General features: G+C 58.7%; 15 protein-coding genes. 9 read left to right on the forward strand and 6 right to left on the reverse strand.

The features are described from left to right. Positions 1-445 precede the first annotated feature (445 nt). The 6 genes from DES43_RS13200 to DES43_RS13225 all read left to right on the forward strand — a co-directional run bounded on the left by DES43_RS13200 (position 446) and on the right by DES43_RS13225 (position 6,959). Entirely contained in the window at positions 446-847 is a 402-nt protein-coding gene (locus tag DES43_RS13200) for a DUF6290 family protein (RefSeq protein WP_133675526.1), read from the forward strand. Positions 848-1,099: 252 nt separating this feature from the next. Next, positions 1,100-3,025: a relaxase/mobilization nuclease domain-containing protein gene (locus DES43_RS13205; RefSeq protein WP_133675528.1), complete on the forward strand. Its 1,926-nt coding sequence runs from the start codon at positions 1,100-1,102 to the stop codon at positions 3,023-3,025. A gap of 107 nt (positions 3,026-3,132) precedes the next feature. After that, positions 3,133-4,668 carry an IS21 family transposase gene (istA, locus tag DES43_RS13210; protein ID WP_133675530.1) on the forward strand — a complete coding sequence of 512 codons (1,536 nt, stop codon included), beginning with the start codon at positions 3,133-3,135 and terminating at the stop codon, positions 4,666-4,668. Beyond that, positions 4,658-5,449: an IS21-like element helper ATPase IstB gene (gene istB / locus DES43_RS13215; RefSeq protein ID WP_133675532.1), complete on the forward strand. Its 792-nt coding sequence runs from the start codon at positions 4,658-4,660 to the stop codon at positions 5,447-5,449. The genes istA and istB overlap by 11 nt, the downstream gene beginning before the upstream one ends. A 36-nt stretch (positions 5,450-5,485) precedes the next feature. Beyond that, positions 5,486-6,082, forward strand: coding sequence for a DsbA family protein (locus DES43_RS13220; RefSeq protein WP_133675534.1), 597 nt, complete (start codon positions 5,486-5,488; stop codon positions 6,080-6,082). A gap of 115 nt (positions 6,083-6,197) precedes the next feature. Beyond that, positions 6,198-6,959 carry a L,D-transpeptidase gene (locus DES43_RS13225; protein WP_062653989.1) on the forward strand — a complete coding sequence of 254 codons (762 nt, stop codon included), beginning with the start codon at positions 6,198-6,200 and terminating at the stop codon, positions 6,957-6,959. Between the two features lie 171 nt (positions 6,960-7,130). Here DES43_RS13225 and DES43_RS13230 read toward each other — a convergent pair whose 3' ends face one another. The 4 genes from DES43_RS13230 to DES43_RS13245 all read right to left on the reverse strand — a co-directional run bounded on the left by DES43_RS13230 (position 7,131) and on the right by DES43_RS13245 (position 9,684). Beyond that, positions 7,131-7,685: a recombinase family protein gene (locus DES43_RS13230; RefSeq protein WP_062654064.1), complete on the reverse strand. Its 555-nt coding sequence runs from the start codon at positions 7,683-7,685 to the stop codon at positions 7,131-7,133. Between the two features lie 201 nt (positions 7,686-7,886). After that, a complete protein-coding gene (locus tag DES43_RS13235) occupies positions 7,887-9,029 on the reverse strand; it encodes a site-specific integrase (RefSeq protein ID WP_133675536.1) in 1,143 nt (380 codons plus the stop codon). Continuing rightward, positions 9,026-9,430, reverse strand: a complete 405-nt coding sequence (locus DES43_RS13240; RefSeq protein ID WP_133675538.1) for a type II toxin-antitoxin system VapC family toxin — start codon at positions 9,428-9,430, stop codon at positions 9,026-9,028. The genes DES43_RS13235 and DES43_RS13240 overlap by 4 nt, the downstream gene beginning before the upstream one ends. Continuing rightward, positions 9,427-9,684, reverse strand: a complete 258-nt coding sequence (locus DES43_RS13245) for a type II toxin-antitoxin system VapB family antitoxin (protein WP_133675620.1) — start codon at positions 9,682-9,684, stop codon at positions 9,427-9,429. Before DES43_RS13245 ends, DES43_RS13240 begins: the two co-directional genes overlap by 4 nt. A 183-nt stretch (positions 9,685-9,867) precedes the next feature. Here DES43_RS13245 and DES43_RS13250 point away from each other — a divergent pair, with 183 nt between their 5' ends. The 3 genes from DES43_RS13250 to DES43_RS13260 all read left to right on the forward strand — a co-directional run bounded on the left by DES43_RS13250 (position 9,868) and on the right by DES43_RS13260 (position 14,692). Next, entirely contained in the window at positions 9,868-11,034 is a 1,167-nt protein-coding gene (locus DES43_RS13250; RefSeq protein ID WP_133675540.1) for an RHE_PE00001 family protein, read from the forward strand. Between the two features lie 63 nt (positions 11,035-11,097). Then, a complete protein-coding gene (locus tag DES43_RS13255; RefSeq protein WP_133675542.1) occupies positions 11,098-11,361 on the forward strand; it encodes a hypothetical protein in 264 nt (87 codons plus the stop codon). A 136-nt stretch (positions 11,362-11,497) separates the two neighbouring features. Beyond that, positions 11,498-14,692 carry a type ISP restriction/modification enzyme gene (locus DES43_RS13260; RefSeq protein WP_245514578.1) on the forward strand — a complete coding sequence of 1,065 codons (3,195 nt, stop codon included), beginning with the start codon at positions 11,498-11,500 and terminating at the stop codon, positions 14,690-14,692. On the opposite strand, the gene DES43_RS13265 is transcribed toward DES43_RS13260, so the two are convergent. Together DES43_RS13265 and DES43_RS13270 are read right to left on the reverse strand one after the other, a co-directional pair. After that, positions 14,612-15,699, reverse strand: a protein-coding gene (locus DES43_RS13265; protein ID WP_133675544.1) for an IS3 family transposase whose coding sequence is annotated in 2 segments (ribosomal slippage) — positions 14,612-15,438 and positions 15,438-15,699 — 1,089 coding nt in all. Because the reading frame shifts where the segments join, the coding sequence is not laid out codon by codon here. The two genes, DES43_RS13260 and DES43_RS13265, sit on opposite strands and share 81 nt — an antisense overlap. A 473-nt stretch (positions 15,700-16,172) precedes the next feature. Further along, a complete protein-coding gene (locus DES43_RS13270; RefSeq protein ID WP_166647751.1) occupies positions 16,173-18,275 on the reverse strand; it encodes a helix-turn-helix domain-containing protein in 2,103 nt (700 codons plus the stop codon). Positions 18,276-18,387 lie beyond the last annotated feature (112 nt).

The raw sequence follows: 18,387 nt of genomic DNA on the forward strand, positions 1-18,387 counted from the left end.
CACCTACCATGTAAAAATACGTAGGTTAAGATCAAAACGTGCGTGTGATCGCACGCTGTTAGACATCAATAAAACCACACGAGTTGGTCGTGTGGCTTTTACGACTGTCTGGGTCGAGTGGTGAACCCCGGAGCCGCGTGAGGCCGTCTTTGGCGCTCGCACGGAGGGCGCAAGGGCGAAGAGCGAAGCGTCCCTTTCGCCTGAGTACGAGGGACAGATAAAGGCCTTCAGAAGCGGTTTTGGCGGTGAACCCTGGTGAGCGTTCCAACGGAAAGAGTGCGAAGCGAAGCGGAGCCAGTCGAGAGGTGCAATTAGGTTGAAATTAGGAGATAGTGCTTTAGGTTAGGAGTGGCAGGATACGCAAAAATGTTTTACATTTTGCATTGCGATCGTGGGACAAGCCCACGATGAGGGTCGCAAAGCTCCGGGAAGGCCTAGTTGATTGATGAGTGAGGACACAATCGAAGTGCCGACAGCCAAGCAACGCAAGGGGCGTCTAATCAACGTGCGCGTCAGCGATGCAGAGCATTCGGCCATCGAAGAAGCGGCCAAGTCGGCCGGTATGAGTGTGTCTGCTTTTTTCCGTTCTCTGCTCCTCGAGGGTGCTGGCGTTCGACCTATTCTGACTGCGGAAGACAGGTTGATCATGGCCGCGTTGCTCGAAGACATGCGGATGATCGGCATCAATTTGAATCAGGTAGCCCGCTCCCTGAATGCAGGAAAGGGTGTCCATCCCTCAGAGCTGGACATCAACCTTGGCAACGTCCAGCGGATTCAGGCGGCTGTAATGAGTGAGCTGCGGACACTTTCGCGCCGTGCCGGGCATGAGCGCCGAGGCGAGGTGTAGGCCGTGGAGTTCTTTTTCGGCACTTTCACAAGCGAATGGGAGCAAAGGCGCGCGGCGCTATTGCACGAAATGACGCTCGGCGGCCGTGGGAGGGCTGTCGAGGAAGAGCTTGAGAAGAGACTGAAGAATCTGCAGCACCAGGTTGGGATGTCTAAAGGCGGGTCGGGATCTAGGGGAGGGATGAGGACTTCGGCATTCAACGTGTCATCGCCTTCGAGAACGATGGCTGCCGGTTCGGGTGCTATGCGATCAATGGACGTTCGTCTTGCGAGCGTTGCCAAAGGGAGCCAGCCAGCAGTTGTCAAACTGGCTTCCTACGGTGGTGGCGTCCGCGTCGGCTCGATGCTCAACTATGTTTCCAGAGGGGGGGAGCTGAAGGTTGAGAACGAGAACGGCGAGACGTTGCGTGGCCGTGAGGAGCTGGCGCGTCTCCGTGGCGATTGGGATCACCTTTTCCAAAACAGGACCGAGAGCCGCGATATCGGCGCGTTTTGCGTCGACGTGAGCGTTTCCGGCGGCTCGAACCCGCATGAGCAGGTGCGGGACATTCTCAGCAGTGGCTTTGGTGATCGATGCTACGCTTACTCTGTCGAAACCCGTAGCGACGGATCGCTGAAGGTCGAGGGCTATGTTGTGTTGCGCAGCGGGCAGGGCGAGCGGCTGACGGCTGACGCGAAGGCGGCCGCCATCGTTCAGGAGCGTTTCGACGCCAGCGCCGTTGCGAAAGAGGCCCCCGCGGCTTTCTCGTTCACAGGCTATGGCAATGGCGTGGAATATGGCGCTGCCAAGTTGCGAGACCTGATCGCGCAGCGGAACGACGTTCGAGACGATCAGGGACGCTCGATTGCCGATGACAAGGCTGCGGGCGACCTGGTGCAAAAGGAATGGCGGGATGAGCTGCACAGCCGCAAGAGCCGTGACGTGATGCACGTGATCATGTCGGCGCGTGCCGGCACGGATGCTGTCGCTTTCGAAGGAGCTGTTCGCGACTTCCTGGCTGAGCAGTTTGCGGGCCATCGGTACGTTTTCGCTATGCACGATCCGGAGAGCGATCCGAAAGAAGCAGGGGAGGGGGGCAAGCGGCCGCATGTTCATGCTCATGCCATCGTTACCATGCGTTCGGAATCGGGCGACCGAATCGAGACGACTCCGGCCACCTTCAGGCAATGGCGTGAGGTCATGGCCGAGAAGGCGCGTGACCACGGCATCAACATGGAAATGACCGATCGGCGAGAGTTCGCCACGCCGCCAGCCTTCACGCGAAATCAGGTTCGCGCCGTCAAGCATGACGGTCGAACCGAGCATGTAGGCACCAGCGATCCGGCGCAGGCGCGATATGACGCAAAGCGAGCTGGTCGGCGCGTGGTGGCGACGAGCCAGAGAAGCCGCCAGTACATCCTAAAAGCGCAGGAGACCTGGCAGAAGATTGCAGTCAACGCCGGCGACACAGTGGTTGCGGCCTACGCCGCTCAGCATCGCTCCTATCTGGAAAACGGCCTTGCCCAAACGGATCAATCGGCTGCTGGTGCAGTCATTCATGCAGATTTCGGCGGTGATTACCGCTCCAATATGGTAGCAATCAGAGACATGTTGTCGGAGGCAAAGGACATGCGCGAGCAGACACGCCCAGAGTTCGAAGCGTACGAAAAGACTGTTGAAACGGCTCTATTCAACCTTCAGCGCAGCGCTGGTCCAGAGGACCGGTCAGGCTTCGAAGAAGTTTCCTCCCTCGCTCGCGAGATCGTCGATCTGCGCAGGCAGATGCTCGAAATGAAGGAGCGTGGGCTTGATGAGCAGGATGGACGCAACGCTGCTGGCGACGTCTCCAGAGAAAGTGGCGTCGCGCCGGAAAGAACGGCATCTGAGGTGCTAGAGCAGACGAATGCTAACCTTCAGTGGGAGGCGGCTGTTGCCAAGCATGGAGAGGCTGTCGTTGAGGCTGGTAACGATGCGATGGCAAATGTGGAACACTATCGCTCCGGCCTCGCCCATATCGAAGCCGGCGAGCTCGGAGACGAAAACCGGGAGCAGTATGAGAAGGGCCTTGAGGCTTCGCTTCATCATGCAGCTCAACTCGCCGCTACCGGAAACGGCTATCTCCGGGATGTTGCCAACGAAGATCCGGAACTGCGCGCGGAGATCGAGACCATTGAGCGCAATGAAGAGCGTGGGTGTTGATTTCCACCGAGAAGTGACCCGGGCGGGCGCAAGATTTCCACTGAGAATTGACCCATGTGAGACCCTTCCCCTGGCAGGCATCGTCGGGGGTTATCGGAGTGATCGACATGGCGTTTTTGACTATTATCCGGCGCTGGGCACTGCGTGAGCACGTGCCCATCCGGGAGATCGCGCGGCGGACTGGTCTGTCGCGGAATACGATCAGGAAGTATCTGAGGTCGGGCTCAGTTGAGCCGAAGTTCACCGTGCCCGAGAGGCCGAGCAAGCTCGATCCTTATGCCGCGAAGCTGGCGGGTTGGCTGAAGACCGAGGCCGGCAAGTCGCGCAAGCAGCGCCGCACCGTCAAGCAGCTGCACGCCGATCTTGTCGCCCTGGGCTTCACCGGTTCCTACAACCGGGTCGCCGCCTTTGCACGAGAGTGGCGGGCGGATCGGCATCGGGAACTGCAGACCACGGGGCGCGGGACCTTCGTGCCGCTCGTCTTCGCGCCCGGCGAGGCCTTCCAGTTCGACTGGAGCGAGGACTGGGCCATTCTGGGCGGCGAGCGCACCAAGCTGCAGGTGGCGCATATCAAGCTGTCGCACAGCCGGGCATTCTTGCTGCGGGCCTATCTGCTGCAGACCCACGAGATGCTGTTCGATGCCCACGGTCATGCCTTCCGGGTCTTCGGCGGTGTTCCCGCGCGGGGCATCTACGACAACATGCGCACCGCTGTTGACCGCGTCGGCAAGGGCAAGGAGCGCCAGGTCAATGCTCGGTTCCTGGCGATGACCAGCCACTACGTGTTCGAGCCCGAGTTCTGCAATCCGGCCGCCGGATGGGAGAAGGGCCAGGTGGAGAAGAATGTCCAGGACGCCCGCCATCGCCTTTGGCAGCCGATCCCGAGCTTCCCGGACCTGGCGGCGCTGAACGCCTGGCTGGAGCGGCGCTGCCTGGAGCTATGGCACGAGATTCCGCACGGGGCTTTGCCGGGCAGCATCGCCGATGCTCTGGCCGAGGAGAGAGCGGCTCTCATGCAGATGCCACCTGCCTTCGACGGCTTCGTCGAACTGAGCAAGCGTGTCTCGCCGACCTGCCTGATCAGCTTCGAGCGCACCCGCTACAGTGTGCCAGCCTCGTTTGCGAACCGGCCGGTCAGCCTGAGGGTGTATCCCGAGCGGATCGTCGTGGCGGCCGAGGGGCGGATCCTGTGCGAGCATCCGCGGCTGATCCAGCGTTCCCACCATCTGCCGCCGTGCACCATTTACGACTGGCGGCATTATCTGGCCGTCATCCAGCGCAAGCCGGGCGCCCTGCGCAACGGGGCTCCCTTCGTGGAGATGCCGCCTGCCTTCCGGCAGTTGCAGGAACTCCTGCTGCGGCGGCCAGGCGGCGACCGCGAGATGGTCGACGTGCTGGCCCTGGTATTGCATCACGACGAGCAGACCGTGTTGACGGCAGTGGAACTGGCCCTGCAGGCGGGCGTGCCGACCAAGACCCATGTGCTGAACATCCTGCATCGGCTGATCGACGCAAAGACGCATGTCGCACCACCCATCGATCCCCCACAGGCACTTGCCCTGAACAACGAGCCCAGGGCCAACGTCGAACGATATGACGGACTGCGCGGCCATGATGTGAAGGAGATCCGTCATGCGTCATGATCCCGCCAGCGCCGCCATCGTGATCATGCTGCGCAGCCTGAAGATGTTCGGAATGGCCCAGGCCGTCACCGATCTGATGGAACAGGGCGCACCGGCCTTCGATGCCGCCGTGCCTATGCTCGCGCAGCTCCTGAAAGCCGAACTCGCTGAACGCGAGGTGCGCTCCATTGCCTATCACATGAAGGCGGCGCGCTTCCCGGCCTACAAGGATCTGTCCGGCTTCACCTTTGCCGACAGCGAGATCAACGAGGCCATGGTGCGCCAGCTGCACCGCGGCGAGTTCCTCGAGGATGCTCACAACGTTGTCCTGATCGGCGGACCGGGAACCGGAAAGACCCATGTCGCAACTGCTCTCGGCGTCCAGGCCGTCGAACACCACCGGCGCAAGGTCCGCTTCTTCTCCACCATCGAGCTGGTCAACGCGCTGGAACAGGAAAAGGCCAAAGGCAAGGCCGGCCAGCTTGCCGAAAGCCTCGTGCGCCTCGATCTCGTGATCCTGGACGAGTTGGGCTATCTGCCCTTCAGCGCATCCGGCGGGGCCTTGCTGTTCCATCTCCTGAGCAAGCTCTATGAGCGAACCAGCGTCGTCATCACCACCAACCTCAGCTTCAGCGAATGGTCCACCGTCTTCGGCGACGCCAAGATGACGACCGCGCTGCTCGATCGTCTCACCCACCGCTGCCACATCCTGGAAACCGGAAACGACAGCTTCCGCTTCAAGGCAAGCTCGGCTGCGGCAACAAAACGGAAGGAGGACCCACGGCCCTTGACCCCAGCGTGACCCCAAGAACATAAACTTCAGCCGGGTCAAAACTCGATGGAAAACCCGGGTCACTTCTCAGCGGAAATCAACACCGCTATCTTGCCTCGGATGGCGTTCAGCCAGGAGATCACCGAAAAGTCAGTCTTCTACGACCCAGACGCGCCCGTTCTCGGAAACCCGAAGGGAGACGTCACGGTCGTCGAGTTCTTCGACTACCAATGCCCTTACTGCAAAAAAATCCATCCGATGGTCGAAAGGGTGGTTCGCGAGGACGGCAATGTCCGGCTGGTGCTGAAGGACTGGCCTGTCTTCGGCGGCGCATCGATCTTTGCCGCCCAGGCCGTCCTTGGAGCCGCACAGATGGGAAAGTACGAACCAGCCATGGAAGCGCTGATGAAGACGACGGGAAAGCTGACGGAGGAAGAGGTGGAAAAGGCGCTCACGAGCACCGGCCTCACCATGCAGGAGATTGCTGCCGCTGTGAACAAGCATAGTGCCAAGATCTCGGGGCTGCTCGACCGCAATTACAGTCAGGCACTGGCCTTCAACTTCGCAGGCACGCCCTCCTTTGTCATTGGGCGGACGACTTTCGCCGGCGTCCTCGACGAGAAAGGGCTGAAGGGCGCGATAGCAGAGGCCCGCGCGGCATGAGTGGACGGATTTTTGGAGCCGGTCTTGTTCTGCAAGAAGCACCGGCAGAGCCTTCAGGGTGCCTTAAGGCTGCCGGGCTTGGAAGAGGTCGAAGAAATCAACGAAGAGTCGCCGCATGACCAATGAGATCCAGACCAAAAGAAGAACTAGCTGCTCAACCGCGAGCCGCATTGGCGCAAGCTTGCCGAGGCGTTCATTTATCCTTGGGATTGGAGCAATCGCCGTTTCAGGCTGCGTCTCGACCGAGCCCCCGCCCGTTTTGGCGACGCTCCCGGAACCCCTGCCGGCGCCCACACCAGTGGTGCCGCCGATGTACTATGCCATGCCGAATGAGCGTTTTCCGGTCCCGGAAATCGATATCACTCAACTCGACCCGCAATTCTGGCGGACGGAGGTCGATTATCCTACGAGCGAGAGACCGGGAACCCTCGTAGTCGATACGCCAGGCAAGTATCTTTACCACGTCAAGGCCGATGGCCGTGCCATGCGGTACGGGATCGGGGTCGGACGTGAAGGATTTGCCTGGGCGGGACAGGCTATCATGGCCTACAGGCGGGAATGGCCGCGCTGGACGCCGCCCGATTCCATGGTCGCGCGGCAACCGGAACTGGAACCCTACAGCATTGCAAATGGCGGCATGCCTCCCGGACTGAAGAATCCGCTCGGCGCGCGGGCGCTCTACATCCATGAGGACGGGAGGGACACCTTATATCGAATCCACGGCACACCTGAGGCCTTCAGCATTGGGAAGGCCGTTTCCTCAGGTTGCATCCGGCTCATCAATCAGGACGTGATTCACCTTCACGACGAGGTAAGAGATGGCAGCCGCATCGTGGTCATTCCCGACCCGGCAATGAGCCATCTGCTCGTAGGTTGAACTTCAGGTTGATCCGCAGGTGACATCACCAGCGGGTTCACCCGTGATCCTGGGGCAGGAATGGCCGCGTTCGGCTCGCGAAACGGAGAGTGTCGCTTTAGAGATTGCCGCAACGCAGCCGTATGCGTTGGACTGCAATGTCCGCTGTTGGCGCGAAGCCGCCTTCTTGCCCTACGATGATGCGGCTTCTCTGAGGGCGCGATACACGCTTGCACGACCTATGTTCAGCGTCTTGGCAATTTCTGTTGGTCCCATCCCGTCGGATTTCAGTCGGCGGATCCCAGCAACATCAACATGAGGCTTCCTGCCTTTGTAGACCCCTCTGCTTTTTGCAGCGGCGATGCCTTCCATCTGTCTTTCTCTACGAAGGTTCGTCTCGAACTCAGCGAATACGCCGAGCATATCGAGGAAAGCCTTGCCGGCCGCCGAGCTCGTGTCGATCGGCTGTTCCGTCGCCTTCAGGGTCACCCCTTTCTGCTTAAGCAGCCGTATGATGTCCTGCAGATCTCCAACTGACCGCGCCAGCCGATCGACCCGCGTCACGACCAGGCTGTCGCCGTCGCGCATGAATTCTAGAAGCGTGTTAAGCTCCCTCCGATCCTGCTTAGTTGATCCGGATTTCTTTTCCGCCCGGATGACCGTGCACCCGGCCGCCTTCAAAGCCGCCTCTTGAATTGCCAGATCCTGATCGATGGTGCTGACACGCGCGTACCCGTAAATTGCCATGAAACGTCTCAATAGGTTCTAGACCTTTAATGGGTAGCGTCTCATAACTTCAAAATCAACCCAAATGATACACTGATATGTGTCTCACGCAGATTGTCTCAGAAGGTATACCCGGTTGGGAATAATCAGTCTGCACGCCTTAGGGAGCCTATCATCGATCTAGACAATCTGTGACTTTGTAGGCCATGGTCGGTCCCCGACCTAGAGAAGTCGGGCTGCTCTGCCACTCCGCCTAGTTGCGCTATTGTAGTATCCCGACGCCTGCTGGACCGATCGATGCCGGGATTGCTCCATTGCTTCTGGTAGCGGAATGCCGCGATTGGCCGCTTCGGTCAGATAGCCAGAGCGCAGGCCGTGCGCCGAAAACTCCGCAGCATCGAGGCCAGCCTGTGCCGCTCTCTGTTTGACAATGTCATTGATAGCCTTTGGGTCCAGCGCGCGCTTGGAAACATTGCCCCAGCGATCAATCGCCCGAAACACACTGCCGCTGTCGATCCTGGCGTGTGTCATCCAGGCATTGAGGGCTTCGACCGGTCGACCTGCCATGTAAACCACTTCGTCGCTGTCAGCGCCGCTGGTCTTGGTTCGGCCGAGGTGGATCGACATTGAGGGGAGGGGAGGAGCGCCATCAACAGGTATGGGAGGCTCGACCGTCAGCTGTTCCTTGCGCAGACCGGCTATTTCGCTGCGCCGGCGCCCGCCGGAGGCAAACGCCACCATCAGGATTGCCCGGTCGCGCGCGTCGCGAAGACTGTCCGTGCGGCAGGTGGCCAAGAGCTTTGCCAGCACGTCACCAGTCACCGCCTTGGCGCTTTTGCGCTTTCTGGGGCGTGGCGTAGCGCGAACCGCCAAGCGCAATGCTGACTTGAGGGCAGGGGAGGCAAAGCTGCCATTCAGCCCCCGCCATTTCGTCAACGTCGACCAGGTGGCGAGGCGCCGGCGCACCGTATCGGGCGCATGCGGACCGACGACCTTGAGAAGGGCCTGGTCGCGGAGCATCCGCTCCACCTCAACTGGCATGCCATGCTGTGGATCCGACCGCCGCTTTTCCGGATCCCACAGGTGATGGGCTATAAACTTCAGGAGCAACGCTTCTGGCGCCGGCCAGGGTAGGGAGGCTCCCGTCGAAGCGAGCGACCATGCCTGCAGATAGGTGAGGTCGGAGGCAAGCGCGCGCAATGTGTTGACGCCCATGCCCTCATTGACCAGGTGTCGTAGTGTTTCGACATCCTGGTCGGTGAGCAGCTCAGCAAGCTCATCGCGCCGCTCCATCGGCAGGACGGCGGCGATCGTGTCGAGTTCGAGGGCGCGACGGTTAAGCGGGTCTGTGCCAGCGCCTGTCATGTCATCGAAGACGCGGGATGCAGTTTGAGATCCGTTTTGCCAAAGTCGTGCCCTTTGAACAAGAGTGGCGCGTTAGCGATTGCGGCAACGGCATAGGAGAAGCAGTCGCCCATGTTAAGGGCAGCTGGATGGCGTCCCCGGCCAAAGCGCTCGAACGCGTCTTCGGCCGCGCGATAATGCTTTTCGTCGAATGCGACGGTCGTAACATTCGGAGTTTCGACAAGCCGCCGGATGATCTTGGCGGCACTCACGAAACCTTTGCCAGACAGGACCATCCTCGTCTCAAACAAGGTCGGCCAACCGATGATGACTGGCTCGCGTCCCATCAGTGGTCTGAACGTCTCTGATTCCGGCTCTTTCATCGACATCGCGATAATGATCGACGTGTCGACGGCAATCATATCGGCAGACCGTTTTCGTCGTAGAATTCATCATGGTTGGACGTCGTGCCGGGTGCGATATGGCGTAGATCCTCAGCTGCCAAATCCCATACGGCGTCCATAGGATAGCGGGTGTTGTCAGCACGCAGCTCCTGATCATAACGCTCGAGCGCCAGTTCGACGAGCCGGTTGATGGGCTGGCCGGTGCGGCGAGACAGGGAATGCGCCAGATCTCTGGCTTTGCTGCTGCGAATAGAAAGCTGGGGTTCGGACATGGCGGCCTCGGTGGATTTGCTCGCCTTCAAGATAGCGATCTACGCGCCAGATAGCAAGGAAATCACCTGAGATGGCTAACCGCCGATAAGGGATACTTATCGGTGGTGAGCCACCGGGGGCTTTCTTATACCATGTGTGGAACCATAGTGACCCTGTAGCTTTCGTTTAAGATGTTGTTTACCATGAAAACAATGGCTTACGATCTCGCGAAACTGCCCATCCACACCCTGCTGAAACCCGTCGCCGACGCCAGCAGCGCGCTTTCCCGTCTCGACGAGCGCATCGCCCGCTCAGCCGTCGGCCCGGGCTGGATCGAACGCCAAAATTTCACCGACGCCTGCGCATCGCTGTGGATCGACGGCGAACTCGTCCACCTCGAAGACCTCGTCCTCCACGACGCCACCAGAGATATCCGCACCCCCACCCACGAACTCACCATCGCCCGTGACGTCCTGCGCACCCGCCGACGCATAGCATCGCAGAAACCAGGCTGGCCTCTGTCGGAAGAGGGCCTGCGCGGCCTGCGGCAGGCGTGGCCCGCAGCATCTTTGGGAGATGCAGGCGCCGGTGTGGCCGACGAAACCCTTGCGGGTGTTGTTGACGGGGGAGGGGAGGGGCCGGAGCGCCGTGGCGAGGACGGCGGTGACGAGCACGACAGCGCGCTGGATGCCGAGCTCGCCGCCATCGATGCGCTGCTGGCGCGTTCGGAGGCCGCCATCGAACAGGCAAAGAAGCCAGGCCGGGCCCCGGGCGCGGGCGCGGCCCGGGAACGGGACCCTCTCGTCTATGATCTTGATTGGGACGAGGACGAGCGGCTGGAGGAATGGCGCGCCGTGCTGCGCCAGGCCCAGGATTTGCCGGCGGTGCTGCAGGCGATCGTCGCCCTTGATGCTTGGAATGAGATCAGTGTGCTGCAACATGCATCCTGGATGGGCCGGCTGCTCGCCGCCTCCATCCTGCGCCAGGGTGGTGTTACCACTGGCATCCATCTCGCGGCGATCAATTTCGGCCTGAAAACCATCCCCGTCGATCGACGCCGGCATCGCAATCGGGAGGTCCGGCTGCTCGCCATCGCCCACGGTCTGATCGCGGCGGCAGAGATCGGATTGAAGGAGCATGACCGGCTGGCGCTCGCGAAAACACTGATGGAGCGAAAGTTGGAGGGGCGGCGGACATCGTCAAAGCTGCCAGAACTGGTCGAGCTGGTGATGGCAAAACCGCTGGTGTCGGCCGGGATGGTGGCAAAAGCGCTCGACGTCACGCCGCAGGGAGCGCGGCGGATTGTTTTGGAGCTCGGTCTTCGGGAGATGACGGGGAGGGGGAGGTTTCGGGCGTGGGGGATAATCTGACAACGGCCCGACCCAAACTATTTTGGTAGGGCCTTCGGCGTTCGCGTGCGATGGCGAACGAACGTGCGGTTCGAGCATCACACGCCGGAAATTCTGCTGAACATCATCGGATGCTTCTTGCTCGATTGCGCGCGCAGCGATGTTTTTCGCGATCTTCCGATGATCGTGTTTCTGGGTGAAACACATCAGTTCCTCGGTCGGACTGTCGGCGACGAATACAGTAGCGTTTATCCCGATGCCTACGGTTTGATCGCGAAGGAAGATCGGAGATATGGTCTAAGTTGCGTGCTGGCGAAACAATCGTTTCTCGTTTTGCTAAATACCTAATATTCGTCGGTTTCAGTGTTCGCGCACGCTCTCAGATTGTATTTCCCTACGATTTTTTGAACGTTCGCTTGTCTCTCGCCACCTGAGTAACCATAGTGCATCTCATTGATTTGCTATAGCTTTGTTGGGGGGAAATTTGGCTGTTACCAATCCATTCGTCGAGGCTGTTTCTGCCTTCGGAACATCTACCAAAGCCAAGCTCTCCAACATTGCCGTGGTCGGCGCTGCGGAAGATCAGCTTCGTGCTCCCCTTGAAAAACTCATTCACGATCTGGCGATGATCGCGGGATTTCCTATCGGTTCTATTGATATGGTTGGCGAGACGTCACTGTCTGATCTCGCTACCCGCCCGGACTATGCGGTCGTGGCACACAAGGCTCTCGTGGGTTTCATCGAGGTAAAGGCGCCGGGGAAGGGTGCGGATCCTCGCCGTTTCAATGATCCTCACGACAAAGATCAATGGAAGAAGCTGAAATCCTTACCGAACCTTCTTTATACTGATGGAAACGCTTTCAGTATTTGGAGAGACGGTGAGCTTCAGGGATCAATCGTTCGTCTCGAAGGCGACGTAGAATCAAGCGGCTCCGCCCTTACAGCTCCTACAGCGCTTTTGCCACTTATCTCGGACTTTCTAGGATGGCATCCTGTACCGCCACGAAATCCGAAACAGCTCGCCGAAATTGCGGCCCGCCTTTGTCGACTTTTGCGAGATGAGGTTGTCGAACAGATCGCGCGGGGAAGCGTCGCTCTTACAGAGCTGGCGAAGGATTGGCGAGTTCTTCTTTTCCCTCAGGCCACGGATGACGAGTTCGCCGACGGCTATGCGCAAGCCGTGACATTCGGTCTGCTGGTCGCGCGTGCCAAGGATATATCTTTGGCAGGTGGCATCGATCACGCGGCCCAAGAACTCCGCAAAACCGACTCGCTCATCGGAACGGCACTGCGTCTTCTGACGGATGATACTGCCAACCAGGACGCCTTAAAGACATCCCTCGGAACATTGACCCGCGTACTTGAGGAGGTGAATTGGTCGACGCTGAGCAAAGGCAACACGGACGCTTGGCTGTATTTCTACGAAGATTTTCTTGAGGTCTATGATAACGCGCTCAGGAAGCGCACCGGCTCATACTACACGCCCCCAGAGGTTGTAAGCGCCATGGTTCGGCTCGTTGATGACGCTTTGCGCAGCCCAGATTTATTCGACCGCCCCTCTGGTTTCGCCTCTGCCGACGTTATCGTCGCTGACCCCGCAGTAGGCACGGGTACGTTTCTACTCGGCGTGCTGCGTCAGATCGCGGCGATCATCGAAGATGACCAAGGTCCTGGCGCTGTCCCTGCAGCGATCGAAGCAGCTGCTCGTAGACTGATTGGGTTTGAGCTTCAATTTGGCCCGTTTGCCGTTGCACAGCTCCGCCTACTGGCCGAGATGCACGCGTTGACGAACTCCACGCAGGTTCCAAATCTACGTCTGTTCATCACGGACACTCTGGGAAATCCTTACGCCGAAGAGGAACGGCTGCCTCAAATGCTTCAGCCCATCGGCAAGTCGAGGCGGGATGCGAATGCAGTCAAGCGCGGCGAGCCCATTACGGTGGTTATTGGCAACCCCCCATATAAGGAAAAAGCCAAGGGGCGGGGCGGCTGGATCGAAGCGGGCAGCGACGGTCGCATCGCTCCAATGGACCGCTGGTCGCCGCCGAAGGCGTGGGGTGTCGGAGCGCACTCGAAGCACCTTAAGAATCTTTACGTGTACTTCTGGCGTTGGGCGACCTGGAAAGTGTTCGGTTCGGGTGTAGAAGAAACGACTGGCGAGGTTGAAAAAGACCGCGCCGGTATTGTGTGCTTTATCACGGTTGCCGGGTTTCTGAACGGACCCGGATTTGAAAAAATGCGTGATGATCTGCGGCGTGATTGCACAGAGATTTGGGTGATCGATTGCTCGCCCGAGGGATATCAGCCGGACGTTCCGACTCGCCTTTTCGAGGGTGTACAGCAGCCTGTCTGCATAGTGCTCGCCGCCCGAAAGCCAGCGAAGAACCGGACGGCTCCTGCGAGACTTCGCTTTTATGCTCTGCCTGAAGGAAAGCGTGAGGAAAAGTTTAAGGCGCTGGCCGAGATCACACTGGACGGACCGGAGTGGGCGGATGGGCCATCAGGTTGGCGCGATCCGTTTTTGCCTGTATCTGGCGGTGCATGGGGTGACTACCCTATGTTGGAAGATTTGTTCATCTACAACGGCTCGGGTGTCATGCCTGGGCGTACTTGGGTCATCGCTCCTGATGAAGTGTCGCTGGCAGAGCGCTGGACAATATTGATCCGCGAGAAGGCTCCGGAGAAGAGAGAAATTTTATTCCACCCTCACCAAAACGGCGACAAGACATCGATAAAGCCTTCAACGAAAGGCTTGCCGGGACACGAAAAAAGATTGGAAAGTGTAGCAAAAGACACGAGCGCTGTAGTCACGCCAGTGCGGTATGCTTTTCGCACGTTAGATAGGCAATGGATTATTCCAGATAATCGCCTATTAAATAGGCCAAATCCGACGCTTTGGGACGCTCATTCAAGTCAGCAAGTCTATTTGACGGGCCTGGAGGCTCACTCACCTACATCCGGTCCCGCCGTTTCATTTGCCGGCCAGATACCCGACCTCCATCATTACAAAGGAATCATTCGGAGGCCGCGTTTTTCCGCTCTGGAGAGATCGAGCCTCGATGTCTCGAATGTAAAGTTGACCTTCCGTAATTACCTTGCGACCGCCCTCGGCGTGCATGTCATACCTGAAGACGTGGTAGCATACCTTGGGGCTGTCATGGCGCATCCAGGTTTCATCACACGCTTTTCCTCCGATCTTGTGCGCCCCGGCCTTCGTGTGCCGATGACAGCGGACGCGGCGTTGTTCAATGAAGCAGTCAGTCTCGGCCGCGAAGTGGTCTGGCTGCAATGCTATGGCGAGCGGTTCGCTGATCCCGCAGCCGCGAGGCCTTCTGGCCCGCCCCGCTTGCCGAAGGGTGAGGGGCCGTCGATTCCGCTTGGCGGGGCGATACCCGGCGCACCGGAGCCGCTACCAGACACAATCGATTACGATCCGGCGCTGAAGCGCCTGAAGATTGGTAAAGGCTACATCGACAACGTACCGAAGACGGTGTGGGACTATGAGATATCCGGCAAGAATGTTCTTCGCCAATGGTTCAGCTATCGGAAGCTTGACCGGGTAATCCCCCCGTTCTTAGCGGGCTTTAGTCGTAGAATTTCACGCAACCATTTTCAGTTTCTGTGCGGGAGTGATGCCGCCGATGCCCATATTGGGCCGCTCGTTGTTGTAGGTCCATAGCCACTGCGTGGCAAACTCTTGCGCCTCCTCAATGCTTTCGATGATGTGCTGGTCGAGCCATTCATGTCGAACCGTCCGGTTATAGCGTTCGACATAGGCGTTTTGTTGGGGCTTGCCTGGCTGGATGTGGCTCAACGCTATACCCCGCGTCTCTGCCCACTCCATCAGCTTGCCACTGACATATTCCGGGCCGTTGTCGACCCGTATTGCCATGGGCTTGCCGCGCCATTCGATGATCTGGTTCAGGCTGCGAATGACTCGCTCGGCAGGCAAAGAGAAATCAACCTCGATGCCCAATCCTTCGCGATTGAAGTCGTCCAGGACGTTCAGCAGTCGGAATTGCCGACCATCTTCAAGGCGGTCCGCCATGAAGTCCATGGACCAGACCATATTCGGCGCATCCGGCACAGTCAGGGTATCGGGCTTGTCTCGCTTCAGACGCTTGCGTGGCTTGATCCTCAGGTTCAGTTCCAGCTCGCGATAGATGCGGTAGACCCGCTTATGGTTCCAGCGATGTCCCCGGACATTGCGCAGGTATAGGAAGCATAGGCCGAATCCCCAGCTCTTCTTGGCCCGCGTCAGTCCGATCAGGAGATCGGCGATCTGCTCGTTCTCGTCGTTCAGCTTGGCGCTGTACCGATAGCAGGTCTCGCTGACACCAAAGGTGCGGCAGGCGAGCGCGATGCTCACTCCACGCAACGCCACTGCTTTCCCGGCCATCTCCCGGCGTTGAGATGGCCGCGTCACTTTTTTCCCAGAGCCTCTTTGAGCAATTCGGCTTGCATGCTCATCTCGGCGTACATCTTCTTCAGTCGCCGGTTCTCGTCTTCCAGAGCCTTCATCTGGCTGATCATCGACGCATCCATGCCACCATATTTGGCTCGCCACTTGTAAAACGAAGCTGTGCTCATTCCATGCTCCCGGCACAAATCTGGCACAGGGATGCCCCCTTCCGCCTGGCGCAGGATGGCAAGGATTTGCGGTTCGCTGAATCTGCTCGTCTTCATCAAAATCTCCTCGATTATAAGGCCCGAGAAAATTCTACTTTTGAAGCCCGTTATTTGCTGGGGGGATTACCACCGGACACGGCCCATCATCGGCGACCGCCGTCCACCGTCGCCTCTTGATCGAATTCAACCGGATCATTGGCTTGCAGAATATACGACCGACCTTCTCGATTTGCTGCATGTGCTTGGGAGGATAGTTTTGTTGGAGCCGAAGCAGGCCGATCTTCTTGATCGTATCTGCGCCGGGCCACTTTTGACGGCCGACGTTCTTGCCTCTAACGGTGCTCTCGCGGGAGCAAAAGCGAGTGGCAGCATCCAAACTGCCGACGACGCTCAAACTGATTTGTTTGCCGTGTAGTAGTAGCTCACGAAGCAATCGAAAAGGCCGCCCGATAGGTCCGCCCCGGAAAAGGAATGGAGCCGGGCGTCGAAGTTGACGCCCGGCTCAATCGCAGATGTAGCTCACTGATCCACTATTCTTCCGTGAATGCCGAGCTGGCGATAAGCGAGTCGATAACGATCTGAACCCAGAGCGCTTTGACCTGGTTTTCTACCTTAACCGCCGTTGTCATCGCATCCGCGTCGGTATCGAAGTGAGCCTGGAACTGCTGGGAGACATCGACTCGGTATCCGCTGCCTTCGCCATACCTGTCTTGGCAGGCCTGCCAGAGGTCGCCTGCGTTGTTGAGGAGGTGCGGCGCGTAAAGCATCCGCCCGGCCAGAGCCACGCGCGAGAGCAATTCTTTACGCCATTCCTGGCTGTCCTCGCAGAGATTTTCCAGGAACTGTGCCACGTCTGCTAGGTGGCCGAAGTCGTCCTTCAGACCATTAACCGCCTCGTCGATGCGGACAAATATATCATTGGTGCGCAGGTTCACGTCGCGTCGAAGGCCCTGACCGAGAATATGGGCGGCGTTAAATTGGGGCCAGTCGCCTCGGCGGCTAACGGAAGCCGCCACCGAACTCTGATGGGTGTTTTTGACCTCCGCCACGAGGTTCGACGCGGCCGGCCGCATCACGGGCGGCAGCTCAAGAAACCGCTCTGCGGCTTTGCGCATCGTCTCCGCAATAGTAGCACGCGCCTCGCGCGTCTTCGCAACGTCCGCGTTCGTTATCAGATTGTCCGCAGCCTCGACGTGACGGCCAATTCGCTCGACCTTTGCAGAGCGGATCGCGCCAATGCGATCGATCAACCATTCCCAGACATCTTGCGCGGATTCGCTGTCGACATGGAAAAAGTTAACCGGAACCGAGGGTAGCCCTTCCGTCGCGAATTGTTGCTCGATCTGACCCTGACGGATGGCATAACCCTCTTCCGTCGAGTCAGGCCGATTGCCCATGTCGTCAACAATCTTTAGAGCTTCATCATTACGCGGAAGCGCAAGCAAGCAAATCCGGTCGCCCTCAATCGCCCCCGTACCCGTATCCAAGGCATCTCGCATGATCGACAAGGGCACATTGCCGGGGGCGTCGGAGAAGGAGCAGCACAGTACGGTGACGGTGCGCTCGTCCTCGATGCGTCTCATCAAGTCAGCGCGTTGAGTTGTGCCTTCAACCCCTTTGGTGTCGATCACACTCAGCGCATAAGGTGTCTCCCTCAATGCGTCGAGCGGCAGCAGAACCGTGATCCGTTCCGGAACTGAAAACTCGGGATGCTGCCCGTAATTGATGCGTGAGATGTTCTTGGACAGCCATTCCATGCTGTCCTCCGTATCCTTCGAAAGAATTATCTGTGTGCTGGTGCGCGTTTCCAGCTTCATTCGTGCGACGACCTCCGCGATCACGGCGTCGGCGTCATCCATGCGATCGATTAGTTCTTTCAGATGATCGACCGTGGTCGGCTTTTCGCCGGCTTTTCGCGCCCGCACCGTCACCCGACGGACGTCGGCCATGTTTCGAATAACTCGATCAAGCTCGCTGGGTAGACCGCCTTTGCCGGTTGCGATGCCATTAACGAGGTCGGAAACCAGCATCCGGATCTCGTCTTCAGTCATGCTGTCGACCGCTATTCCGTAAGCTGGCGCAATCTTGATTGCGACCTCGCACACGGTCATGCGGCCGCTACCGGTTGGAAAGACGCTAGTTTTCTTCTCACCGTCCGGAACGAGCAGGTTCGTTACGAATGAAAGAGCCGTGGTCTTGCCGACGCCGATCTCGCCGATGAACGCTATTCCATGTTCAGTATGGCGGACAAAGTCGACATCCGCCAACAGTCGCTTGCGAAGGTTGTTGAGCGGGTTTTGAAGAATAGGGTCGAAGTCACCGGACTTTTCAAACGCATCTAGCTTCTGAAGCCCCTGCTCGGCAGCCCAGATTGCCTCACGCTCGGGGAGACGAAAGTCCGGGCGATCAAGATGCCGCCACCGACGTTCGAAAAACGCGATGATCTCCTTGGCCAACGATGTATCCAGTGCCTCAAGGTAGCGCTTTGCCATCTTCGCGTCAGCCGTTTCAGAAGCCTCTAAACGTGAAAGCACACTAGCGCTGACGCTGAGTTTGCTAGCAAGGTCGGCTTGCCGAACCTTGGATTCATCACGCGCCATGCGCATGAGTCTGGTGGGGATTTGATCATCCATTCGTAGAACCTCGGTGGCTTCAGGTGACGGCATTCATCTGTACCATCGCCGAATGGAGACCGCAACCAGAAAATCTTTGGCTAGTGTGAGGTTGCAATCATAAATAAATGCA

Origin of the sequence: Aquamicrobium defluvii (assembly GCF_004363725.1) — a bacterium.
Taxonomy (GTDB): domain Bacteria; phylum Pseudomonadota; class Alphaproteobacteria; order Rhizobiales; family Rhizobiaceae; genus Mesorhizobium; species Mesorhizobium defluvii.